18 protein-coding genes, 1 tRNA gene and 3 pseudogenes are annotated in these 21,725 nt (G+C 64.6%); 15 read left to right on the forward strand and 7 right to left on the reverse strand.

What is annotated here, in order from left to right; translation table 11 throughout:
* The 3 genes from APH44_RS26070 to APH44_RS26080 all read left to right on the forward strand — a co-directional run.
* Positions 1-271: peptidylprolyl isomerase (locus APH44_RS26070; protein WP_371264441.1), on the forward strand; the 271-nt coding region annotated here is incomplete at its 5' end.
* Positions 272-413: 142 nt separating this feature from the next.
* A complete protein-coding gene (locus APH44_RS26075; RefSeq protein ID WP_054895208.1) occupies positions 414-896 on the forward strand; it encodes a glutathione peroxidase in 483 nt (160 codons plus the stop codon).
* A 156-nt stretch (positions 897-1,052) separates the two neighbouring features.
* The gene (locus APH44_RS26080; RefSeq protein ID WP_054895209.1) at positions 1,053-2,156 is read left to right on the forward strand and encodes an NADH:flavin oxidoreductase; all 1,104 of its coding nucleotides are present in this window, start codon (positions 1,053-1,055) and stop codon (positions 2,154-2,156) included.
* Here APH44_RS26080 and APH44_RS26085 read toward each other — a convergent pair.
* Positions 2,125-3,339, reverse strand: coding sequence for a glycosyltransferase family 1 protein (locus APH44_RS26085; protein ID WP_054895210.1), 1,215 nt, complete (start codon positions 3,337-3,339; stop codon positions 2,125-2,127). The genes APH44_RS26080 and APH44_RS26085 overlap by 32 nt on opposite strands.
* Before the next feature lie 269 nt (positions 3,340-3,608).
* Here APH44_RS26085 and APH44_RS30815 point away from each other — a divergent pair.
* Both APH44_RS30815 and APH44_RS30820 read left to right on the forward strand, forming a co-directional pair.
* Positions 3,609-4,241 (forward strand): annotated as a pseudogene (locus APH44_RS30815) (PAS domain-containing protein); the annotation flags it as partial.
* A gap of 159 nt (positions 4,242-4,400) precedes the next feature.
* Positions 4,401-4,835, forward strand: a pseudogene (locus APH44_RS30820) (methyl-accepting chemotaxis protein); the annotation flags it as partial.
* 175 nt (positions 4,836-5,010) lie between these two features.
* Here the strand turns inward: APH44_RS30820 and cysZ are convergent.
* On the reverse strand, positions 5,011-5,739 hold the full coding sequence (gene cysZ / locus APH44_RS26095; RefSeq protein ID WP_054895212.1) for a sulfate transporter CysZ: 729 nt from the start codon (positions 5,737-5,739) through the stop codon (positions 5,011-5,013).
* Between the two features lie 362 nt (positions 5,740-6,101).
* Between cysZ and trxB the strand changes: the two genes are divergently transcribed.
* Positions 6,102-7,064, forward strand: coding sequence for a thioredoxin-disulfide reductase (gene trxB / locus APH44_RS26100; protein ID WP_054895213.1), 963 nt, complete (start codon positions 6,102-6,104; stop codon positions 7,062-7,064).
* A 153-nt stretch (positions 7,065-7,217) separates the two neighbouring features.
* Here the strand turns inward: trxB and nadC are convergent, their stop codons facing one another.
* Positions 7,218-8,066 carry a carboxylating nicotinate-nucleotide diphosphorylase gene (gene nadC / locus APH44_RS26105; RefSeq protein ID WP_054895214.1) on the reverse strand — a complete coding sequence of 283 codons (849 nt, stop codon included), beginning with the start codon at positions 8,064-8,066 and terminating at the stop codon, positions 7,218-7,220.
* Between the two features lie 217 nt (positions 8,067-8,283).
* Between nadC and APH44_RS26110 the strand changes: the two genes are divergently transcribed.
* The 5 genes and pseudogenes from APH44_RS26110 (at position 8,284) to APH44_RS30830 (ending at position 14,043) form a co-directional block, all read left to right on the forward strand.
* The gene (locus APH44_RS26110) at positions 8,284-10,434 is read left to right on the forward strand and encodes a DUF1631 domain-containing protein (protein WP_054895215.1); all 2,151 of its coding nucleotides are present in this window, start codon (positions 8,284-8,286) and stop codon (positions 10,432-10,434) included.
* Between the two features lie 83 nt (positions 10,435-10,517).
* On the forward strand, positions 10,518-11,078 hold the full coding sequence (gene ampD, locus APH44_RS26115) for a 1,6-anhydro-N-acetylmuramyl-L-alanine amidase AmpD (protein WP_054895216.1): 561 nt from the start codon (positions 10,518-10,520) through the stop codon (positions 11,076-11,078).
* Positions 11,075-11,905, forward strand: coding sequence for a regulatory signaling modulator protein AmpE (gene ampE, locus APH44_RS26120; RefSeq protein WP_054895217.1), 831 nt, complete (start codon positions 11,075-11,077; stop codon positions 11,903-11,905). Before ampD ends, ampE begins: the two co-directional genes overlap by 4 nt.
* Positions 11,906-12,981: 1,076 nt before the next feature.
* Positions 12,982-13,185 (forward strand): annotated as a pseudogene (locus APH44_RS30825) (HAMP domain-containing protein); the annotation flags it as partial.
* Positions 13,186-13,338: 153 nt separating this feature from the next.
* Positions 13,339-14,043, forward strand: coding sequence for a methyl-accepting chemotaxis protein (locus APH44_RS30830; RefSeq protein WP_371264442.1), 705 nt, complete (start codon positions 13,339-13,341; stop codon positions 14,041-14,043).
* A gap of 10 nt (positions 14,044-14,053) precedes the next feature.
* On the opposite strand, the gene APH44_RS26130 is transcribed toward APH44_RS30830, so the two are convergent.
* On the reverse strand, positions 14,054-15,211 hold the full coding sequence (locus APH44_RS26130; RefSeq protein WP_054895219.1) for a hypothetical protein: 1,158 nt from the start codon (positions 15,209-15,211) through the stop codon (positions 14,054-14,056).
* Positions 15,212-15,276: 65 nt separating this feature from the next.
* Here APH44_RS26130 and APH44_RS26135 point away from each other — a divergent pair, with 65 nt between their 5' ends.
* Positions 15,277-15,861, forward strand: a complete 585-nt coding sequence (locus APH44_RS26135) for a D-Ala-D-Ala carboxypeptidase family metallohydrolase (RefSeq protein WP_082420927.1) — start codon at positions 15,277-15,279, stop codon at positions 15,859-15,861.
* Here the strand turns inward: APH44_RS26135 and APH44_RS26140 are convergent.
* On the reverse strand, positions 15,801-16,718 hold the full coding sequence (locus APH44_RS26140) for a LysR substrate-binding domain-containing protein (RefSeq protein ID WP_054895221.1): 918 nt from the start codon (positions 16,716-16,718) through the stop codon (positions 15,801-15,803). The genes APH44_RS26135 and APH44_RS26140 overlap by 61 nt on opposite strands.
* A 172-nt stretch (positions 16,719-16,890) precedes the next feature.
* Here APH44_RS26140 and APH44_RS26145 point away from each other — a divergent pair, with 172 nt between their 5' ends.
* Positions 16,891-17,508, forward strand: coding sequence for a LysE family translocator (locus tag APH44_RS26145; protein WP_054895222.1), 618 nt, complete (start codon positions 16,891-16,893; stop codon positions 17,506-17,508).
* Positions 17,509-17,566: 58 nt separating this feature from the next.
* On the opposite strand, the gene APH44_RS26150 is transcribed toward APH44_RS26145, so the two are convergent.
* Positions 17,567-17,643 (reverse strand) — tRNA-Met (locus APH44_RS26150).
* Between the two features lie 94 nt (positions 17,644-17,737).
* The gene (locus tag APH44_RS26155) at positions 17,738-18,670 is read right to left on the reverse strand and encodes a FecR domain-containing protein (RefSeq protein ID WP_156343796.1); all 933 of its coding nucleotides are present in this window, start codon (positions 18,668-18,670) and stop codon (positions 17,738-17,740) included.
* 196 nt (positions 18,671-18,866) lie between these two features.
* On the opposite strand from APH44_RS26155, the gene APH44_RS26160 reads away from it, so the two are divergent.
* On the forward strand, positions 18,867-20,090 hold the full coding sequence (locus tag APH44_RS26160) for an MFS transporter (protein WP_054895224.1): 1,224 nt from the start codon (positions 18,867-18,869) through the stop codon (positions 20,088-20,090).
* A gap of 353 nt (positions 20,091-20,443) precedes the next feature.
* Entirely contained in the window at positions 20,444-21,613 is a 1,170-nt protein-coding gene (locus APH44_RS26165; RefSeq protein ID WP_054895225.1) for an MFS transporter, read from the forward strand.
* Positions 21,614-21,725 lie beyond the last annotated feature (112 nt).

Consider the following 21,725-nt stretch of genomic DNA (forward strand, 5'->3'; position numbering starts at 1 on the left):
GGCCGAGCTGGTCAGCACCCTGAACCGCAGCATGTTCGAAGGTGTCGACCAACTGGAAGTCGGCATGCAGTTCCATGCTTCGGCGCCGGACGGCCAGATGCAGATCGTCACCATCCGCGACATCGACGGCGACGACGTGACCGTCGACGGCAACCACCCGCTGGCAGGCCAGCGCCTGAACTTCCAGGTCAAGGTGGTCAACGTGCGTGACGCCAGCGAAGAAGAAATCGCTCACCGTCACATCCACGGTGAAGGTGGCCATCACCACTGATTTCTCAGCTAAGCTCTGAGAGTCGTCAGGCGCTCGAGCAAGCCGACCCACCCCCACGGGCGGGTGTACGGCTTGGTCGCGCGCCTTTTTAGTGGGCGCAATTCGCCCCAGCGGCAACCGGCAACCTGAGAGGGGAATCAAGATGAGTGCATTTCACGATCTGACGCTCAAGGCGCTGAACGGCCAGGACCTGCCGCTGGCACCGTTCAAGGGCCAGGTGGTGCTGGTGGTCAATGTCGCATCCAAGTGCGGCCTGACGCCTCAGTACGCGTCGCTCGAAAAGCTGCACCAGCAGTTCAAGGGCCAGGGCTTCAGCGTGCTCGGCCTGCCGTGCAACCAGTTTGCCGGCCAGGAACCGGGCACCGAAGACGAGATCCAGAAGTTCTGCAGCCTGAACTATGGCGTCAGCTTCCCCTTGAGCGCCAAGCTCGAGGTCAACGGGCCTGAGCGTCATTCGCTGTACCGCCTGCTGGCTGGCGAGGGTGCGGAGTTCCCTGGCGATATCACCTGGAATTTCGAGAAGTTCCTGGTGGGCAAGGACGGCCGCGTCCTGGCGAGGTTCGCGCCACGCACTGCGCCGGACGATCCGGCGGTGGTTCAGGCGGTCGAGAAGGCGCTGGCCTGAAGCATGCTGGAGCGGCGAACCGCCGCTCGGTTCTCCCTCTGGCGCAGTAACAAGCTGCGCCATATCGTGTTCAATCACTCAAATCAATAATGCTGTGCCCGCCATTCGGCTGGCTCTAAGCTCAGGCGCATTTCCTTACCTCATCGGGAGCGCCGCATGTCCAGCAACCCACTGTTTCAGCCCTTCACCCTGGGCACCCTCGAGTTGCCGACCCGTGTGGTCATGGCGCCGATGACCCGCACCTTCTGCCCTGGCGGCGTACCGCACAAGGGCGTCATCGAGTACTACCGCCGCCGCGCTGCGGCTGGCGTGGGCCTGGTCATCACCGAGGGCACCACGGTCGATCACAAGGCTGCCAACGGTTATCCGAATGTGCCGCGCTTCCATGGCGAAGATGCCTTGGCTGGCTGGAAAAAGGTGGTCGAGGCCGTACACGCCGAAGGCGGACGCATCGTTCCGCAGTTGTGGCATGTGGGCAGCGTTCGCCGCCTGGGTACCGAGCCGGACGCCAGCGTGCCGGGCTACGGTCCGAGCGGTAAAAGCAAGGATGGCCAGGTGGTGGTCCATGAAATGACCCACGATGACATCCGCGAGGTCATCGCCGCCTTTGCACAAGCTGCCCGCGATGCCAAGGCCATCGGTATGGATGGCGTCGAGATCCACGGCGCGCATGGCTACCTGATCGACCAGTTCTTCTGGGCCACCAGCAACCAGCGCAATGACGAATACGGCGGCGATCTGGCGCAACGCTCGCGCTTCGCCATCGAGCTGGTCCAGGCCGTGCGTGCTGCGGTGGGGCCGGATTTCCCGATCATCTTCCGCTTCTCCCAATGGAAGCAGCAGGACTACAGCGCGCGCCTGGTCGAAACGCCCGAGGCATTGGCAGCCTTCCTGCAGCCGCTGGCCGACGCCGGTGTGGATATCTTCCACTGCTCCACCCGCCGTTTCTGGGAGCCGGAGTTCGACGGCTCGCCGCTGAACCTGGCCGGTTGGACCCGCAAGCTCACCGGCAAGCCGACCATCACCGTTGGCAGCGTTGGCCTGGATGGCGAGTTCCTGCAGTTCATGGTCGACACCGACAAGGTGGCCAAGCCGGCCAGCCTGGAGGGCCTGCTGCAGCGCCTGGGCGATGAGGAGTTCGACCTGGTGGCGGTCGGTCGTGCGTTGCTGGTGGATGCCCAGTGGGCGCAGAAGGTCCGCGAGGGGCGTGAGGAAGAGATTCTGCCGTTCAGCCGCGAGGCGCTGTCGAGCCTGACTTGATCGTCAACGGCGTGGCCGCGCGCTTACCCTGGGCGGCGGTCTGCCGACAGGCGCTGTACAAATGCGCCTCGAATTCTTCGACGATCGCTTGCCAGCCCTGGCGGCTGGCGTGCTGGCGGGCATTGAGGCGGACCCTGCGCAGGGTCTCGGTATCTTCGAGCAGCCAGCACGCGGCGTCGATGAACGCGGGTTGATCCCCCGGCATGGCCAGCGCGCCGCTGTGTCCGTGGCGGATATGCTGGGCGGCGGCGGCCTCGTCGTACGCCACTACCGCAAGGCCCGAGGCCAGTGCTTCGAGCACCACGTTGCCGAAGGTTTCGGTGAGGCTGGGGAACAGGAACAGGTCGCCGCAGGCGTAATGTTCGGCCAGGGCTTCGCCGCGTTGCACGCCACAGAACACCGCATCGGGGAACTGCTGCTGCATCTGGTTGCGCAGTGGCCCATCCCCGACCACGACCAGGCGCAGGCGTCGCTGTGGATAGCTCTTGTGCAGCGCCTGCATGCAAGGCAACAGCAGGGCGAGGTTCTTCTCCGCCGCCAGGCGTCCGACGTGCAACACCGCGATGTCATCCGGGCCAAGGCCCCACTGCTCACGCAGCGCCTGGTTGCGCCGTGCCGGGTTGAAGAGTTGCGCATCCACGCCACGCGCCATCAATGCCAGGCGTTCGAAACCACGTCGCTCCAGCTCCAGACGCTGGCTGGCGCTGGGTACCAGGGTGGTCGCGGTGCGGCGATGGAACCAGCGCAGGTAGTGGGTGAGCAGGCGTGCCAGCAGGCCCAGGCCGTACTGGCCGGAATACTGCGGGAAATTGGTGTGGAAACCGCTGACCACGGCAATTCCCAGGCGTCGTGCCGCGCGCAGGGCACTGAGCCCGAGCGGGCCTTCGGTTGCAATGTACAGCACATCCGGGCGCAACCGACGCCAGCGTCGCCACAGTTTGTGCATCGATACCTCACCCCACTGCAGACCGGGATATCCGGGCAGTGGCCAACCACGACAGAGCAGCAGCGTGTCGTCGCTATTGCCCGGTGCATCGCTGGCCTGGCGTGGGCGCACCACTTCCACTTGATGCCCGCGCACGCGCAAGCCTTCACTGAGGCGGCCAAGGGTATTGGCCACACCATTGATCTCCGGTGGGAAGGTTTCGCTGACGAGGGTGATGCGTAGAGGCGGCGTATTCATGTCAAAAAGTTTCCGCCTGCTTGGTTGCCGTTATGTGACATGAAAATGATCCCCTGGTGACGTGTGTTTTCCAGGTTTGTCTGTCACTCGAATATTTCCTCGTCGGGTCCTCAAGAACCAGCTGTTCTCAGCCGATGCAGAGGCATTCGACGGGTGGATTGCGCTCCGGGAGAGCGGTGATGTTCAACAGCAAACTGAAAAAAGAAATCCAGCAATTGCGCGAGGAACTGCAATCCATCGAGCAGGTGAAAAACAGCCTCGATAGCGAAATGCTCGTGCTGCAACTCGATCCCCAGGGGCGCATCGAGTCCGCCAATGCCAATTTCGAAAAAGAAATGCTCTACAGCAGCGATCGTCTGGTCGGCCGCAACATCGAAGAGATCGTCCCGGAGCACGTGAAGAAGCTGGATTTCTGCCTGCGCATGAAGGCTGCAATCGCCCGTGGCGAGCACCTCAACGGCGCGTTCCGCCTGCTGCGGGGCAATGGCGAAGAAGCCTGGCTGCGCTCGATCCTGCAACCGGTCAAAGGTGTCGACGGGCGGATCAAGTACTTCACCCTGCACTCGAGCGACCTGACCCGCACCATCGAGACCTCCCGCGAGCATGAAAGCCTGATCAAGGCGCTGATGCGCTCCACGGCCGTGATCGAGTTCAACCTCGACGGCCAGGTGCTGACCGCCAACGACCGCTTCCTACACACCATGGGCTACAGCCTGGAGCAGGTGCGCGGCAAGCATCACCGCATGTTCTGCGACCCTGAGGAAACCAGCTCGGCAGGTTACCAGCAGTTCTGGGAGAAGTTGCGCCGCGGAGAATACGTGGCTGAGCGCTTCAAGCGCATTGATTCACATGGCCGAGTCGTCTGGCTGGAGGCTTCGTACAACCCGATCATCGATGCCCATGACGTGCTCTACAAGGTGGTGAAGTTCGCCACTGTGATCACTGACCAGGTCAATCAGGAAATCGCCGTGGCCCAGGCCGCCGATATCGCCTACAGCACCTCGCAGGACACCGACGCCAGCGCCCGCAAGGCCACCGACGTGGTCACCCAGACGGTCGAGGTGATGCGTGGCCTGGAAAGTTCGATGCAGGAGGCGGCCGAGGGTATCCAGGCGCTGGACAAGCAGTCCAAGGTGATCGGCTCGATCATCAAGACCATCAGCGACATTGCCGGGCAGACCAACCTGCTGGCGCTCAATGCCGCGATCGAAGCCGCCCGGGCGGGCGAGCAGGGCAGGGGCTTCGCAGTGGTTGCCGACGAAGTGCGCCAGCTCGCCTCGCGTACCAGCAGTGCCACCGAGGAGATTGCCCGGGTGGTGCAGCAGAACGAGCAACTGGCCCAGGCGGCGGTGGACATCATCGACACCAGCAAGCGCCAGGCCGAGCAGGGCCTGACGCTGGCCGGGGAAACCGGGAGCGTGATCGTCGAGATCCAGGACGGGGCGAAGAAGGTGGTCAATGCGGTGGGGCAGTTCTCCAGCCAGTTGAGTCACTGACTGACGGGCGGTGCCTTGCGCTGCCCTTTCCCTTCAGGTCTTACCCTACAAGCAACTGTCTTGTTCAAAATCCAAGGCCAGCCCAATTCTTGTGGGAGCGGGCTGGTCCCGCGATCACCGGCATGGCCGGTGCCATCCAACGGGGTCTCAGTTTCGGCACAAGAGCCCGGATGCCTCAGTTGCGCTCCCGCACCCAGAACAACGTAGCCCCCGCCACCGCCGCCGGCATCATCAGCACGTTCACCCCCGGTATCAGCAGCGCCAGGTAAGTGATCCCGCCAAAGCCCAGCGACTGCCAGCGCTTGCTGCGCAGCCAGGCGAGCATGTCCTGCCAGCTCATCTTGTTGTTGTCCGCCGGGTAGTCGATGTACTGGATAGCCATCATCCAGATACCGAACACCAGCCATAGCGGTGCAGCCACCACGTTCACCACCGGAATGAACGACAGGATGAACAGGCCGATGGCGCGTGGCAGGAAGTAGCCGAGCTTGCGCATCTCGCGGCTGAAGGTGCGCGGCACCATCGCGGCCAGTTCGCCCCAGCTGAACGCCGGGAAGGTGTCTTCACCGCGCACCACCACCTCGACCTTCTCCGCGAGAAAACCGTTGAACGGCGCGGCGATGATGTTGGCGAACAGGGTGAAGGTGAAGAACACCATCAGCACCACTAGGGCGACGAACAGTGGCCACAGAATGTAGGTGAGAAAGCTCAGCCAGTTGGGCAGGGTCGGCATCAGCGCATCGACCCACAGGCTGAACTGGTGGCCGGCGAAATAGATCAGACCGCCAAACAGCAGCACGTTGACTGCCAGCGGCAACAGCACGAACAACCGCAAGTTCGGGCTCAGGACCAGCTTCAGGCCCTCGCGCAGGTACTGGGGGCCGGACAGGACGGGGGCTTGCATCGGGATGCTCCACAGAAGGAAAACGGGCTGACCTTACCGAGTTTGCGGCGCCGACGAAAGGCGCGACACCGGCTGTAACAAAGCATAGGGACAATCGCAGATCGGATTCGTCCCTGGATAGAGCCTGTCTATAAGGTGGATTGTCGAAGGATATTTCCTTAATCTTTGCCACCTCGCTACAGTGCGTTCAATTTCTGAACGCCGTGAAACGCCGCGAGCCCTCAGTGGAAGGTGGCCCCCAGGTTTTCGGACCTGTGCGTTGTAGCCTTCCCCAAGTGCTGCGCAGGTCCTTTTTATTTTCCAGCCGGCGTCGCCGGCACACCGGTGTCGGCCTCATGTGGCCGGCTCGACAGGAGCACGACATGTCCGAAGTTCGTCATTCCCGGGTCATCATCCTCGGTTCCGGCCCTGCCGGTTACAGCGCCGCGGTCTACGCTGCCCGTGCCAACCTCAAGCCGCTGCTGATCACCGGCCTGCAGGCTGGCGGCCAGCTGACCACCACGACCGAAGTCGACAACTGGCCGGGCGACCCCCATGGCCTGACCGGCCCGGCACTGATGCAGCGCATGCAGGAACACGCCGAGCGCTTCGAGACCGAGATCGTCTTCGACCACATCAATGCCGTCGACCTGGCCAGCAAGCCGTTCACCCTGACCGGCGACAGCGGCACCTACACCTGCGATGCGCTGATCGTCGCCACCGGTGCCAGCGCCCGTTACCTGGGCCTGCCGTCGGAAGAAGCGTTCATGGGCAAGGGCGTGTCGGCCTGCGCCACCTGCGACGGCTTCTTCTACCGCAACAAGCCGGTTGCCGTGGTCGGTGGTGGCAACACCGCCGTGGAAGAGGCGCTGTACCTGGCCAACATCGCCAGCAAGGTGACCCTGGTGCACCGTCGCGATACCTTCCGCGCCGAGAAGATCCTGATCGACAAGCTCAATGCCCGTGTCGCCGAAGGCAAGATCGAGCTCAAGCTCAACGCCACCCTGGACGAAGTGCTCGGTGACAACATGGGCGTGACCGGTGCGCGCCTGAAGAACAACGATGGCAGCAGCGACGAGATCAAGGTCGACGGCGTGTTCATCGCCATCGGCCATACCCCGAACACCTCGCTGTTCGAAGGCCAGCTGACCTTGAAAGACGGCTACCTGGTGGTCAACGGCGGCCGTGAAGGCAATGCCACTGCCACCAACGTCGAAGGTGTGTTCGCTGCCGGTGACGTGGCCGACCACGTCTACCGCCAGGCCATCACCTCGGCCGGTGCCGGCTGCATGGCAGCACTGGACGTCGAGCGCTACCTGGACGGCCTGGCCAACGCCTCGTTCTGAGTCGCCGCCTGATCACGAAAGAACCGGCCCGTTGGCCGGTTCTTTCGTTTCAGCCTGCCACCGCCGCACTGCGAAACGCCGCGAGCGACGGCCCGCTCAGCCGCCTAGGCATTGCTGAAAGCGCAAGCATTGGTCGGCTGACGCGCAGCGGGATCAGAGGCTCAGGCGCATCGACAGATCGATGGCCTTCACATCCTTGGTCATTGCGCCGATGGAGATGTAGTCCACACCGGTTTCGGCGATGACCCGCAGGGTGGTTTCGTTGACCCCGCCGCTGGCTTCGAGCTTGGCCTTGCCTGCGGTGATGCGCACCGCTTCGCGCATCTCGTCGAGGGTCAGTTCGTCGAGCATGACGATATCTGCACCAGCCGCCAGGGCCTGGCGCAGTTCGTCCAGGCTTTCCACTTCGATTTCCACCGGCTTGCCCGGCGCGATGCGGTGCGAGGCGGCGACGGCTTCGGCCACGCCGCCGCTGGCAGCAATGTGGTTCTCTTTGATCAGGAAGGCGTCATACAGGCCGATGCGGTGATTGTGGCAACCCCCGCAGGTGACCGCGTACTTCTGCGCAAGACGCAGGCCCGGCAGGGTCTTGCGGGTATCGAGCAAGCGCACCTGGGTGCCCTCGACCAGGTCGGCGAGAAAGCGTGCGCGGGTGGCCACGCCCGACAGCATCTGCAGGAAGTTCAATGCCGAGCGCTCGCCGGTGAGCAGCGAACGGGCCGGGCCTTCGAGGTGGAACAGCGCCTGGTTGGCGGTGGCGCGTTCGCCATCGACCACCTGCCAGTGCACGGCCACCCGCGGGTCGAGCTGGCGGAACACGGCATCGACCCAGGCGGTGCCGGCGATCACGCAGTCTTCGCGGGTGATGATGGTGGCCTTGGCCAGGCGCTCGGCCGGAATCAGCTGGGCGGTGATGTCGCCGCTGCCGACGTCTTCCAGCAGTGCGCGGCGCACGTTGGATTCGATTTCGGCGGTGAGATCGGCGAGACGTAGGTTCGGCATGGTCGGCTCCACAAGCTAGATGCCGGCGATTATAGGGCAGGGGGGCGCGGTTTACAGCCGTAGACCCTGCAGTCGGGAAGTGTGCGTCTGGTCGCGTCTTGTAAATGGCGTGTTGGCAGCTGTCATCTTTTTCACTGATAATGGCGCCTTGTATTTGGCGTCATAGCTTTGACGATGTTTCCTCGCCAGTCGACCAATACCCTGCAAGGAGTTCGGGATGCATGAAGAAGGCAAGATGGGGCCCTTGGTGGCCGCCATCGACAGAGGGGTGCGCACGCCCTTGCCTTGCCTTCCCGTCGTGCTCCTGCAAGTACGTGACAAAGCGGCACTGCACTTGCGCCAAGGGCTGCGTGCCCTGTTCGACAACGCTGACGACACGCTCTTCGAAATGGCTGACAAGGCTTGCGCGGGCGATCAGCAACATCTCTATTTCGAAGCCATGCGCGACTTGCGTCTCAAGCGCAAGAGCATCGAACGTGCCTTTCTCGACATCTTCCATGAAACCTTCAGCCGCATCGGCCAGGCTGACCCGCTAGGGGCGCTGGGCAGTATCGACCTGCATGTCGGCAAGGCCCAGCGCGAGCGAACCCTGGCGGTCGGGGCCATGGTCGAGCGCGTGCTGGCGCGCGACGTCTTTGCCCTCGAGCAACTCGGCCAGCGCTTTGCCGCCCTGCTCGAAATCCCCCTCGATGTGCGGTGCAATCCGCTGGGGCCTGCGTGCCTGTGTGGCTACTTTCTGGACGCCGGACGCAGCCTGGGGGTAGACCTCAAGGTCAAGCTGGTCCTGCTCAAGCTGTTCGAGCGCTATGTGCTGCGCGACGTCGACCTGCTCTATGGCGAGGCCAACCAATTGCTGGCCGCGGCGGGCGTGCTGGGCGAACTTGCCCCCGCCCCGCGTCGGCGTGCCGAGGACCGCGGCCTGGCCGCACGACGCACCCCGGCCTCGTTGATCGCGGGTGAAGACATTGGTGCGGACAGCGCCGGCCAGGCCTATTTCGCCTCGCTGGAAGGCTTGCTGGCACCGGTACGCGGCAGGCTGGCGCCACGCTTGCAGAGTGTCTCGGCGGCGCAGCCGATCGGTAGCGCCGACCTGTTGCGCTTGCTCACTCACCTGCAGCATTACGTGCCCGGGCCGTTCGAGGCCGACGATTTCGACCTCGGCCAGCAGCTCGAACAACTGTTGCTGCGGGTCAGCGTTCGCAGTGGCACGCGCCGCCGCCTGGCCACTGCCGACGAAGACATGATCAATCTGGTCGACCTGCTGTTCGACCACATCCAGCACGACGATAACCTGCCCCCGCCCCTGCGCGCCCTGCTTGGACGCTTGCACATCCCACTGCTCAAGGTCGCCCTGCTCGACAAGAGCCTGTTCAGCCGTGCCAGCCACCCGGCGCGCCGCCTGCTCAACGAGATCGCTGCCATGGCCATCGGTTGGGAAGGGGCGGGTGAAGGGCTGCAGGCGCGGGTGGAGCGTATCGTCCTGCGGCTGCTCAGCGATTTCACCGACGATGCTCGGCTGTTCGCCGAGGTGCTCGAGGAGTTCCTGCTCTTCAGCACCGAAGAGCGTCGGCGCAACGAGCTGCTGGAGCAGCGCACCCGCGATGCCGAGGAGGGACGGGCGCGGACGTTGCAGGCACGTCAGCAGGTCCAGCAGGCGCTCAACCAACGCCTGCGCGGGCGCGTATTGCCGCGGGTGGTGGTGCAGATGCTGGTGGACTCTTGGAGCCAGGTGCTGCTGCTCGCCTGGCTCAAGCAGGGCGAGGCGTCCGCGGCCTGGATCGATGGCCTGGCGACCATGGACGCGCTGCTGGCCAGCATCGCACCGCACCCGGGGCCGCAAGCGCGCCAGGCCCTGCTCGAACAGGTGCCGGGGCTGCTCAAGGCGTTGCGCGATGGGCTGGCGGGGGTGGCACTGGATTCGGCTGCGCTGCGCGAGTTCTTCCTGCAACTGGAGCGTCTGCACCTGCGCGCCTGTGCCGAGCCCGGCCAATGGCAGGACGAGGCTGATGATGTGCGGGTGGAGACGGATATCGTCCTTGCCGTCGCCGAGGAGTCGGCAGGTGGCCGGGCGCCGGTCCTGGACGAGCACAGCCCGCAATTGCGCCAGGTCCAGCGCCTGCGCCTGGGCACCTGGATCGAGCTCAGCGACGATGACGAGCCGCTGCGCTGCAAGCTGGTGGCGCGTATCGACAGCAGTGATCGGCTGGTCTTCGCCAACCGCACCGGCATGAAGGTGCGCGAGTGGAACAGCATTGGCCTGGCCCTTGCCCTGCATCGTGGCGAGGCACGGGTGCTGGACGACGGGCTGCTGTTCGAGCGCGCCCTCGATGCGGTGCTCGACAGCCTGCGCATTGCCCAGGCACGTTGAGGTACCCACAATCATTTACATGCAAGCGCGCTGTCAGCGGGGCATACTGAAGCCTCGTATCCGGCGTTTTTCAGGATCTGCCCATGCAATTGGACCGCGCCACTGGCTGGTTCTCCGGTGTCACCCACTGCCCCTCGCCGAACTTCAACGCCCGCCCCGAAGGCGAGGCGATTTCCCTGCTGGTGATCCACAACATCAGCCTGCCGCCAGCCTGTTTCGGTACGGGCAAGGTTCAGCAGTTCTTCCAGAACCGGCTTGACCCGGCAGAGCATCCCTACTTCGAAAGCATCCAGCACCTGACCGTGTCGGCGCACCTGTTCGTCGAGCGCGATGGTGCGGTCACCCAGTTCGTGTCGTTGCTCGACCGCGCCTGGCATGCCGGGGTGTCGTGCTTCGACGGGCGTGAGGGATGCAACGATTTTTCTATCGGCATCGAGCTCGAAGGCACCGACGATATGCCCTACACCGATGCCCAGTACACCGCCCTGCAACAGCTGACGCGGCAGATCCGCAGCCTCTGGCCTGCGATCGGCCCCGAACGCATCAAGGGTCACGACGATATCGCGCCGGGACGCAAGACCGATCCCGGGCCAGCTTTCGACTGGCCCCGCTACCGCGCCGCGCTGAACGAGGACAAGGCATGAGTTTCCTGGTGTTGGTACTGGTGTTGTGGGTCGAGCAGTTCTCGTCCCTGCGCCATCGCTTGCAGCGTGACGGGTTCTTCCTCGGTGAGCTGGTGCGTCTGGAGCGCAGCGGCAAGGTACACCCCTGGTGGAGCCTGACGATCCTGGTGCTGGCACCGGTGCTGGTGCTGGCGTTGCTGCTGCATGTGTTGCAGCCGGTGGCCTACGGCTTGCTGGCGCTGCCAGTGCACCTGCTGGTGCTGATCTACAGCCTTGGGCGCGGAGATGCCAAGGCGGCGCTCGGCCCGTTCCGCGACGCCTGGCGTCGGGGTGATGAACAGGCGGCGCTGCATGTGGCCGAGCGCGACCTGGGCCTGGCTGCAGACGATCCGCGTGACCTGCTGGCGCGGGTGCAGGGCAACCTGGTATGGCAGGCGTACCAGAGCTTCTTTGCCGTGATCTTCTGGTATTTCCTGCTCGGCCCGGCCGCAGCACTGGGGTATCGCTTGCTGGCGCTGAGTGCAGCAAACAGCCATCAACCAGCGCTCAAGGAGCGCGCGGCGCAGCTGCGCCATGCCATGGACTGGTTGCCGGTGCGGGTGTTGGCATTGAGCTTCGCGCTGGTCGGCAACTTCGTTTCGGTGGCCCGGGTGATGCTGCACGAAGTGCTCAACTGCCACATCAGCGCGGGGCAGTTGATCGCCCGTGTCGGGCGGGTGGCCGATGACATTCCCGAGGAAGAAGAGGCGCAGAGTGCGCTGGCGCGCCTGGACAGCCTGTGGGAACTGCTGCTGCGCAGCGCGGTGCTGTGGTACGCGGTGTTTGCGCTGTGGACGGTGCTGCTCTGAACTGAACGCCGAAGCCGCTTAACCTTAAGTTACAAACCTTGGATTGATTCTGCGCTATACAGAGCCTCGGCCAGTTATGGCCTTGTGCTACCCCGCAGAACAATAAAAATCCAAGGAGGTGACCCATGAAGCGCCTGCTCCATCCGGCCATCGCGTTGATGAACCGGCTGAGCTTCGGCATGAAGTTCAGCCTGATCAGCGTCCTGTTCTTCCTGCCCATGCTGGTCACCAGCTTCTATCTGGTTCGCGATGCCTATCGCCAGTTCCATGTCACAGGCGTCGAGCTGAGCGGCCTTGGCCCTGTGGCTGGCAGCCTGGCCCTGCGTGGCGACCTCGAAAGCCTGGGCAATCTCCTGCAGATCAACGCCGTGCTCGGCCAGTCGGGCCAGGCCGGGGATGTCGAAGCGCGTATCGATGCCCTCGAGGACAAGGTCCAGGCCCAGCTCCAGGCCCTGGCGAGCCAGGATCCGCAGCTCGAAGCCAAGCGCGTCGAGCTGGCCGACGCCTTCGCCAAGGCTCGCGCCGAAACCTCCCTGCAAAACAAGACCGCGCTGTTCGACAAGCTGCTGGCCCAGGCTCAGGTGCTGGGCAAGCTGGTGGCCAGCCAGGCGGGCTTGAGCCAGGACAATCAGGCGTCGATACGCCAGTTGAGCGACCTGATCGGTGTCAGCACCGCCCAGGTCACCCAGATGCTCGGCGAAGGACGGGCCATCGGCGCTGTTGCCCTGGGGCGCGGTTTCATCGATTCGGCGGGGAGTGCGCGGTTCGAAGACTTGCTGCAACGCCTGGAGCGTCTGTCGGCCGACTACGCCCTGCGTGTGGAGGATGCGTTGGCTGCCGATGCCCAGGCCAAGGCCAGCCTCGGTGCGCAGGCCCAGGCCAGCCAGGCGACGGTGCGCCGGGCTGCGGCGCTGTTCGAGGACCAGGTCGTGGTGGCCGAGACCCTCGATGCGCCCTGGCCTGCCTTCTACGAGCAGGTCAGTGCCCTGATGGGCGAAACCTACCGCCTCAACGATGCAGTGATCGCCCACCTGCAGCAGCAGTTGCAGGCACGCCTGGGCGAGCACCGCCTGCACATGCTGGCGCTGGTCGCGGCGCTGGCCATCGTGTTCCTGTCGATCCTCTACCTCTACAGCGGCTTCTATGTGTCGACCCGGCGTACCCTCGGCAATCTCGGTGCGGCCATGGACAAGGTGGCCGGTGGTGACATGACGGTCAGCTTCGAGGTGCGCAGCCAGGATGAGCTGGGCGAGTTGGGCCAGGGTTTCAACGAGACCGTGCGGCGCATCCGGGGGCTGATCGAGCAGGTGGGGCGTACCGTGGCGACCGTCGAGGAGCAGGCCGGGCAGGTGCTTTCGGTGTCGACACGCAGCAACCAGGCCGTGAGTGGCCAGCGCGAACAGATCGAGCAGGTGGCCACGGCGATGAACCAGATGAGCGCCACCGCCCTAGAGGTGGCCCGCAGCGCGGCGCTGGCCGCCGATGGTGCGCAGCAGGTCAACCGCGAGAGTGCCAACGGGCGCAGCCTGGTGGCGCACCAGCAGGACAGCATTGCTCGCCTGGCCGGCGAGATCGACCAGACGGTGGTTGCGGTCAACCAGCTGGTCGGCGACAGCCAGGCCATCGGCCGGGTGCTGGAAGTGATCCGCAGCATTGCCGAGCAGACCAACCTGCTGGCACTGAACGCAGCCATCGAGGCGGCGCGTGCGGGCGAGCAGGGCAGGGGCTTTGCCGTGGTTGCCGATGAAGTACGTACCCTGGCACGCCGCACCCAGGACTCCACCGAGGAGATCGCGCAGATGATCCAGCGCCTGCAGGAAGGGGTTGGTGCCGCCGTGCGAGCCATGGGCAGCAGCCACCAGATGGCGGCGGGTACCGTGGATGAAGCGCGGCAGGTGCAGCAGGCGCTGGCCAATATCCTGGGCGCGGTGGGCGGTATCGTCGAGCAGAACCAGCAGATCGCCGCGGCCGTCGAGCAGCAGACGGCCGTGGCCCATGACATCGACCAGAACATCGTGGCGATCAACCGCGCGGCGCAGGACACCACGCAGGGCGCCTGCCAGACGGAGGACGCCAGCCGCGCGCTGTCCAGCCAGGTAGTGGAGCTGAAGCGGCTGATCGGGGCCTTCAGAGTCTAGATGGCCCCTGTCAGCCCTGCGGCGCTGTGATCTCCACGGGTTTGCGCAGATCCCTCAGGCTGCGGGTCACGGTGCCGGTGTTGCACTTGGCCGCCGCCTGCTCCGGGGTCATCTCGCGGATGGTGCGGTAGAACAGTTCGCAGGTCTGTTTTTTCTGGGTCACCTGCCACTTGGCCGAGCAGGCCTCCAGTGTCAGCTTGGCGTCCGCCTGCGGGTTGCGGCCCATGCCGGCCTGCCAGCAGGCGGCGGTCAGGTCCTGGCCCATCATCTTCAGGCCTGCGGCGTCCGCCTTGTCCTGATCCCCGCCGGTGTTGTTCTTGTCGGCCGCATACCAGATCGCACTCGGGTGGTTTGCGCCCAGCACCGGCACCTGGGTACCCGCTTCCGGGCTGATGCTGACCAGCCCCAGCACATTGACCCTCGGCCCGTACTGCTGCTGGATCCAGCTGCGCACCGGTGCGCCGAAAGCCACCATCGGCAGGGGCTTGGCGTCGTGGCGCAGGGTCATCTCCTTGACCATGCGCGTCTGATAGTCGGCGAAGTAGCCGTAGGTGCCTTCCAGGTCCTTGCCGGCGCTGGCGGGCGCAGCGATCGGGGCGATGTCGACGATGGTCTGGTAGGCCGGGGTCTGGCTGGCCTCGACACCGTTGAAGGTCAGCAGCTGCGCCCAGCGATCGGTGGTGTTGGAGCGCAGGTAGTCCTGGGCCTGGGTCAGCGAATAATCCGGCGGGAAGTGCAGCAGCTCGATGCTGCGGCGATTTTCCAGGGCCATGCCCAGTGGCAGGAACAGGTACCAGTCGTAGGCCCACTTGCCATCGTTGTTCAGGCGGGTAGCGCCCTGGTAGGCCAGTTCGCCGCTGTCGAGTAGCTTGCGCAACGGCTCGGCATAGCTGGCTGGAACGTCGCTGATATGGGCATGCAGCCTGTCGTTGTCGCGACGCACCTGCACCTGGGCGTCGGCATAGCCGTCGCGGCGTACGCTCTGGGTCAGGTAGTGCTCGACGGTCTGCTCCAGCGTCCAGTCGCGAAAGCAGATCACGTGGCAGTTGTTGGGGAAGGCGAACAAGCGGGTGACCCGTTGCGCATCGCCCAGGTCGATCTGTGCATCCGCCAGTGCCAGGCCGCTGAAGGCGAGGGCGGCCAGGCCCGATACAGCCATCTTTTGCATGCTTAACTCCTTGTCAGTGGCCGCCAGGGTCGGCGGGCTGCTCATACTGGATGAAGAGGTGGGGGATGAAAAGCGTCGGAACATGGCTGTTGGCGACGTCGCTTCTGGCGATGACAGGGGTCTGCGCCGATGAGCGTGATGTGCGGATGTTCGCGCATTGGGCGGGCGACCACGAGACCCGCGCGTTTCGCCAGATGCTGGTGGATGCGCGGTTGTACGGGGTGGTGCCGATCCATCAGTTGCTGCGTTCGGCATCGGACTGGCGTCTGTGCCGCGCCTCGCCGTTCGCCGTGGCGCCGAGCGCGCAATGGCCGGCCGTGCGCTCGACCCTGGCACTGATCCGCACCCTCGAGCAGCAGGGCATCCTGCGCCAGTTCGAGGTGGTGTCCGCCTACCGCGAGCCCAAGCTCAACGCTTGTGCCGGGGGCGCGGTGGGCAGCGCCCATACCCGCGCCTTCGCTGTCGACCTGTTGCTGCCCGACTGGGCCGATCCCAATCCGCTGTGCACCTTCTGGCAGCAGCAGGGACAGGCCTGGAACATGGGGCTGGGGCGCTATCCGTCAGGCCGGATCCATCTCGATACCGCGGGCTATCGCACCTGGGGTGGCGACGGCAGTGCGGGGTCGTCGTTCTGTGCCAGGCCCAGGTGATCGAGGCTGCCCTGGCACTGGCGCAAGACCCATTCGGCGAAGCGCTGGCGCTTGCTGTCATCGTCCAGGGGCTGGGGGCTGAGTAGATGATAGGCCGAGCCGTCGCGCAGAAACCCGTAGGGCGCCTGCAACTGGCCGCTGCGTAGTTCATCGCCAACCATCAGTGCCGAGGCGATGGCCATGCCCAGCCCGGCACTGGCGGCCTGGATCGACAGATAGAAATGCTCGTAGTCGCTGCGTTCTGTGCCGGTGGCGCTGTGGCCGCTCAGGCTCAGCCAGGTGTTCCAGGCTGTGGTGCGGGTGTGGCTGTGCAGCAGGCGCTGGCCGTCGAGCGTGGCGGGCGCGCCCGCGCGGGCGACAGGGCCGATCCATTCCTCGCAGATCTTCAGGCTGTGCAGTTGGCGATCCCAGCGGAAGTCGTCACGGCGCAACGCCAGGTCGATACCGCCGCGGGTGAAGTCGACCGGGCCGCCCGCGGCCACCAGGTGCAGTTGCAGGTCCGGGTGGTGGGCATGGAAGTCCGGCAGGCGCGGGATCAGCCAGCGCATGGCGAGGGTGGGCTCGCACGACAGCACCAGGACGTTGTCCTGTGCGTGTTCCTGCAGGCGCTGCACCGTGCTGGCGAGCTGTTCGAAAATCGTTTGGGTGGTGTCAAACAGGGTTCGCCCGGCGGCGGTGAGGAAGACCGCGCGGTTGCGGCGCTCGAACAGTTCGATCCCCAGGCCCTCTTCGAGCAGCCGGACCTGGCGGCTGACCGCGCCATGGGTGACGTGCAGTTGCTCGGCGGCGCGCACGAAGCTTTCGCTGCGCGCAGCGCTGTCGAAGTAGCGCAGGGCGGTGAGGTGGGGGAGTTTCATGGGGTGTTCGCTGTCTGTTCTGGGCTGCAGTGACGGGAAGACGCCATGCGCGACAAAAGATAGGTGATGAAAACTAGCAGATAGAGTAGCGGCAAAATCGATTTTTTCCCGCATCAGAGCCTTCGATAATCTTACTTCCTGTGTACTGACGTCACCTATCGAGGCTTCTCGCATGACCGAACTGATCGCCGTTGCCCTGTTCACCCTCCTGGCTGTCATCAGCCCCGGCGCGGACTTCGCCATGGTCACCCGCAGCAGTTATGCACAAGGGCGTCGAGCTGGGCTGGCGGCAGCTTTGGGGATCGCCCTGGGGGTTCAGGTGCACGTGCTGTACACATTGTTCGGCATCGCTGTGCTCATCAGCCGCAGCCCGACGCTGTTCGTGTTGATGAAAACGCTGGGGGCGGGGTATCTGGTCTATCTGGGATACCGGTCGCTGGCCAATACCCAACGCATCCGTCTCGACAGCCAGGAGCCGGTCAGTGCGGCGGGCACATTCGCGGCCCTGCGCACGGGGTTTCTCACCAACGCACTGAACCCCAAGACCATGCTGTTCGTGATCAGCGCCTACACGCAGGTGGTAAAGCCGGGCAGCGAACTGGCGATAAACCTGGCCTATGGTGCCTTCATGTCGTTGGCCCATTGGGCGTGGTTCAGCCTGGTGGCGGTGTTTTTCTCCAGCGCCGGGCTGCGCAGGGCGATGATCGAACGGCAGATCGTGGTGGATCGGGTGATCGGAGTGGCATTGATTGGCCTGGGGGTGGCCGTCGCCATGGCGGGAATACGCTGAAGGGGATTCTCTAGGGCAAAGAAAAAGGGCTTACCTTGCGGTAAGCCCTTTTCGTATTTGGTGGCTACACAGGGACTTGAACCCCGGACCCCAGCATTATGAATGCTATGCTCTAACCAACTGAGCTATGTAGCCAATGGCGCGCATTATTCTCTTGTGATGACCCTCTGTCAACACTCATTTCAAAAAAAATCTGCACGCTTTCAAAAACTTAGCCGGAAGGCCCGCTTCAGCGGACGATCAGCCACTGCCCGAGCAGGTTGTTGACCCGCAGTTGTTGGGCGGCGGCGAGGCTGTCGAGGGTTTCGCCTGCGCGGTCGAGGTTGAAATCACCGCTGATGCGCCGGTAAGCGGTTTGCTCGTCCATCATCCACACCCGCTGCCCTTGGTAGCTGGCAAGCCGCTCCAGCACCTGCTGCAAGGGCATGTCCCGGGCGGCCAGTTGCCCGTTGCGCCAGGCATCGGCCGTCTTGATGTCGGCCTTTTCCGCCACGTCGATACGCACCGGGTTGAACCTGACCCGCTCGCCCGCCGACACCATGCGCTGGTCGCCGCCTTGGCTGACCATGGCCTTGCCGCTGAGCACCACCAGTTCGTCGTAGTCGCTGTTGCGAGCGATCATGAGGCGGGTGCCGAACACCTGGATCCGCGCATCGTCCACCAGCACTTCCAGCGCGCGCCCATCGAGCATCACTTCAAGGTACACCTGGCCCTGCACCAACTGCAGTTGGCGGGTGCGGCTGCGCAGGTCGACGTTCATGGCGCTGGCGCTGTCCAGATGCAGGGTCGAACCGTCCGCCAGGCGCAGGCTGCGGCGCTCGCCCGCAGCGGTGTGCAGCTCGCTGCCCAGGCGCTGCATCAACGGCCAGTAGAGGTAGGCCAACGCGGCCAGCAGCAACAGGAACAACGCCCCCAGCGCTTTGCCCCAGTGACTGCGACGTACCGCCACCTCCCGTGGCCGCAGCCGCGCAGGCGGGCTCTGCAATTGTTGCCAGCGGCTTTCCAGCGCCGCAAAAGCGCGGGCATTGTCCGGATCCTGGCACCACAGGGCGAAGGCCTTGCGCTGCCGCTCATCACCGCCCGGCTGACGCAGGCGGGCGAACCATTCCAGTGCTTCGCGTTGGGGATCGTGATCGAACTGCACGGCGGGCATCGGGTTCATGGGATCGGTCTGCTCGCGAGAAGGGCGGTTTGGCCCTGTATCTACGGGGGAATTGGTTGAGGATGCTAAATATAGTGAGAACCATTTGCAAGTGTGTGACGGATGGATGGCACATCCAAGGCAAATAAGGGTGGCTTCGTATCGAGATGTTTCTAATAATCGGATCCCAACCTGACTGAGCACGGATGTCGAGCCCATGGCCATCAGCAGTACCTCGTCCAGCCCCGCGACCAGCAGCGCAACGCCGACTTCCGGCAGCAGCCCGCTGGTGATGCGGATCATCACCTTCTGCGCACTTGCACACCTGATCAACGACCTGATCCAGTCGGTGTTGCCGGCGATCTATCCAATGCTCAAGGCCAACTACGACCTGAGCTTCGCCCAGATCGGCCTGATCACCCTGACTTTCCAGGTCACCGCCTCACTGCTGCAGCCATGGGTCGGCTTCTATACCGACAAGCGGCCCACGCCGAACCTGCTGCCGCTGGGCACGCTGTGTACCTTGGTGGGTATCGTCATGCTGGCGTTCGTTGGCAGCTTCCCGATGATCCTGCTGGCCTCGGCGCTGGTGGGGATCGGCTCTTCGACCTTCCACCCGGAAACCTCGCGCATCGCCCGCCTGGCCTCCGGCGGGCGCTTCGGCCTGGCGCAGTCGACCTTCCAGGTAGGGGGCAACGCCGGCTCGGCCTTCGGTCCGCTGCTGGCGGCGGCGATCGTCATCCCGTTCGGCCAGACCCACGTCGCCTGGTTCGGCCTGGCGGCGTTGTTCTTCTTCGGTGTGACCTTGCTGCTGCGCCGCTGGTACAAGGATCACCTGAACCAGTTCAAGGCGCGCAAGGCCGGTGCCGCCACCCATGGCCTGTCGCGCCAGCGTGTGCTCGCCGCGCTGATCGTGCTGGGGCTGCTGGTGTTCTCCAAGTACTTCTACATGGCCAGCTTCACCAGCTACTTCACGTTCTACCTGATCGAGAAGTTCGACCTGTCGGTGGCCAGCTCGCAACTGCACCTGTTCCTGTTCCTCGGCGCGGTGGCGGCGGGCACCTTCTTCGGTGGGCCTATCGGTGACCGCATCGGGCGCAAGGCAGTGATCTGGTTCTCGATCCTGGGCGTGGCACCGTTCACCCTGGCGCTGCCCTACGCCGATCTGTTCTGGACCACGGTGCTGAGCCTGGTGATCGGCTTCATCCTCGCCTCGGCGTTCTCGGCGATCGTGGTATATGCCCAGGAGCTGGTGCCGGGGAACGTCGGCATGATCGCGGGCATTTTCTTCGGGCTGATGTTCGGCTTCGGCGGGATCGGCGCGGCGCTGCTGGGCTATCTCGCGGACCTGCGCGGGATCGAGTACGTATATGGGCTGTGCTCGTTCCTGCCGTTGTTCGGCTTGCTGGCGGTGTTCCTGCCTTCCACCGGCAAGCGTTGATACACCAAAGCGCGTGTTGCGCCCCTTTCGCGGGTTCGTCCGCGAAAGGGGCCGCCCAGTTGACTGAACGATCAGCCCTGGCCTAGAGTGCCGCCTCCTTCATTTTTCCCTGCGATTCAAGCAATGCGCCGCTCACCCTCCCTCAGCCACACATGCCTGCCTGTCGCCCCGACAGCGCGTCGCGCGTGGCCGAGCGACACGGTGCTCAAGCGCCGGCGCAGCGTCCTGTTCGCCTTCACCTTCTCGCCACACACCACGCACTGAACTGATCTGCGCCCCTGTCTGCTGCGCCGCCTCGGCGTGGCCGTGGGCGCCTGCGTTTGCACGTCTTTTTCAGTTGTCTGGAGTGGTACATGAACATGCGTTTGCTGGCGGGCCTTCTGTTCGCCGTGTCGGTGGTGGGCTTCAGCCTGGGGGCCAGCCTGCCGCTGGTGTCGTTGCGTCTGCACGAGGCGGGGGCTGGCACCCTGGAAATCGGCATCGTCTCGGCCATTCCCGCTGCGGGCATGATGCTTTCGGCGTTCATGGTCGACGCCTGCTGCCGGCTCCTCACCCGGCGCACCATCTACCTGTTGTGCTTCAGTCTCTGCGCCCTGAGCATCGGCCTGCTGGAATGGTCGTTCGCGTCGATCTGGCTGCTGGCGCTGCTGCGCCTGGCGCTAGGGGTCGGCATGGGCATCGCGATCATCCTGGGCGAGTCGTGGGTCAACGAGCTGTGCCCGGAGCACAACCGCGGCAAGATCATGGCCCTGTACGCCACCAGTTTCACAGGCTTCCAGGTGCTGGGCCCGGCGATGCTGGCGCTGGTCGGTGCCAACAGCCCCTGGGTGACGGGGGTGGTCACCGCCTGCTATGGCCTGGCGTTGCTGTGCATCCTGCTCACGGTGCCGAACGATCATGTCGAGCATGGCGAGGAAGACGACAAGAGCTTCACACTGGGCGGCTTCTTCCGTGTTGCCCCGGCCCTGTGCGTGGCGGTGCTGTTCTTCTCGTTCTTCGACGCCGTGGTGCTGTCGTTGTTGCCGGTGTATGCCACCAGCCATGGCTTTGCAATAGGCGTGGCCGCGCTGATGGTGACGGTGGTGTTCGCTGGCGACATGCTGTTCCAGCTGCCGCTGGGTTGGCTGGCGGACCGGGTGGAGCGCACCGGGCTGCACCTGGTGTGTGGGCTGGTGGCGATGGCGATCGGTATCGCCCTGCCGTGGCTGCTGCAGATGACCTGGCTGCTGTGGCCGTTGCTGGTGGTGCTGGGGGCGGTGGCCGGGGGGATCTATACCTTGGCACTGGTGCTGATCGGGCAGCGCTTCAAGGGCAAGGACCTGGTGACGGCCAATGCGAGTGTCGGCTTGTTGTGGGGTGTAGGTAGTCTGGTCGGGCCGCTGGTCAGCGGTGCGGCAATGGACGTCGCGCCGCATGGGTTGCCCATGGCGCTGGCGGTGATGGCAGGGTTGTTCGTGTGCTTTGCACGGCAGGCGTGGCGGCGGGCCGGGCGGGTTTGCGTGGAAGTCAGCCCGGGCCAGTGAGGGTTCTTCGCGGGCAAGTCGGGACGCCGAACCGCCGCTCCCACAGAGGCAAGCTACCGCTGTGGACAGCAGCGGTATCTCCGTGGGAGAGGGTCTGGGCGCCGAACCGCCG

Source organism: Pseudomonas sp. NBRC 111143 (genome assembly GCF_001320965.1).
GTDB classification, from domain to species: domain Bacteria; phylum Pseudomonadota; class Gammaproteobacteria; order Pseudomonadales; family Pseudomonadaceae; genus Aquipseudomonas; species Aquipseudomonas machongensis.

What these genes read in the sequence shown, in the direction of transcription:
- APH44_RS26160 (WP_054895224.1), top strand. Translation starts at nt 18,867, where the DNA reads ATGGCCATCAGCAGTACCTCGTCCAGCCCCGCGACCAGCAGCGCAACG.
- ampE (WP_054895217.1), top strand. Translation starts at nt 11,075, where the DNA reads ATGAGTTTCCTGGTGTTGGTACTGGTGTTGTGGGTCGAGCAGTTCTCG.
- APH44_RS26165 (WP_054895225.1), top strand. Translation starts at nt 20,444, where the DNA reads ATGAACATGCGTTTGCTGGCGGGCCTTCTGTTCGCCGTGTCGGTGGTG.
- APH44_RS26155 (WP_156343796.1), bottom strand. Translation starts at nt 18,670, where the DNA reads ATGAACCCGATGCCCGCCGTGCAGTTCGATCACGATCCCCAACGCGAA.
- APH44_RS26110 (WP_054895215.1), top strand. Translation starts at nt 8,284, where the DNA reads ATGCATGAAGAAGGCAAGATGGGGCCCTTGGTGGCCGCCATCGACAGA.
- APH44_RS26130 (WP_054895219.1), bottom strand. Translation starts at nt 15,211, where the DNA reads ATGCAAAAGATGGCTGTATCGGGCCTGGCCGCCCTCGCCTTCAGCGGC.
- APH44_RS30830 (WP_371264442.1), top strand. Translation starts at nt 13,339, where the DNA reads ATGAGCGCCACCGCCCTAGAGGTGGCCCGCAGCGCGGCGCTGGCCGCC.
- APH44_RS26085 (WP_054895210.1), bottom strand. Translation starts at nt 3,339, where the DNA reads ATGAATACGCCGCCTCTACGCATCACCCTCGTCAGCGAAACCTTCCCA.
- APH44_RS26145 (WP_054895222.1), top strand. Translation starts at nt 16,891, where the DNA reads ATGACCGAACTGATCGCCGTTGCCCTGTTCACCCTCCTGGCTGTCATC.
- ampD (WP_054895216.1), top strand. Translation starts at nt 10,518, where the DNA reads ATGCAATTGGACCGCGCCACTGGCTGGTTCTCCGGTGTCACCCACTGC.
- APH44_RS26080 (WP_054895209.1), top strand. Translation starts at nt 1,053, where the DNA reads ATGTCCAGCAACCCACTGTTTCAGCCCTTCACCCTGGGCACCCTCGAG.
- APH44_RS26135 (WP_082420927.1), top strand. Translation starts at nt 15,277, where the DNA reads ATGAAAAGCGTCGGAACATGGCTGTTGGCGACGTCGCTTCTGGCGATG.
- nadC (WP_054895214.1), bottom strand. Translation starts at nt 8,066, where the DNA reads ATGCCGAACCTACGTCTCGCCGATCTCACCGCCGAAATCGAATCCAAC.
- APH44_RS26140 (WP_054895221.1), bottom strand. Translation starts at nt 16,718, where the DNA reads ATGAAACTCCCCCACCTCACCGCCCTGCGCTACTTCGACAGCGCTGCG.
- APH44_RS26075 (WP_054895208.1), top strand. Translation starts at nt 414, where the DNA reads ATGAGTGCATTTCACGATCTGACGCTCAAGGCGCTGAACGGCCAGGAC.
- cysZ (WP_054895212.1), bottom strand. Translation starts at nt 5,739, where the DNA reads ATGCAAGCCCCCGTCCTGTCCGGCCCCCAGTACCTGCGCGAGGGCCTG.
- trxB (WP_054895213.1), top strand. Translation starts at nt 6,102, where the DNA reads ATGTCCGAAGTTCGTCATTCCCGGGTCATCATCCTCGGTTCCGGCCCT.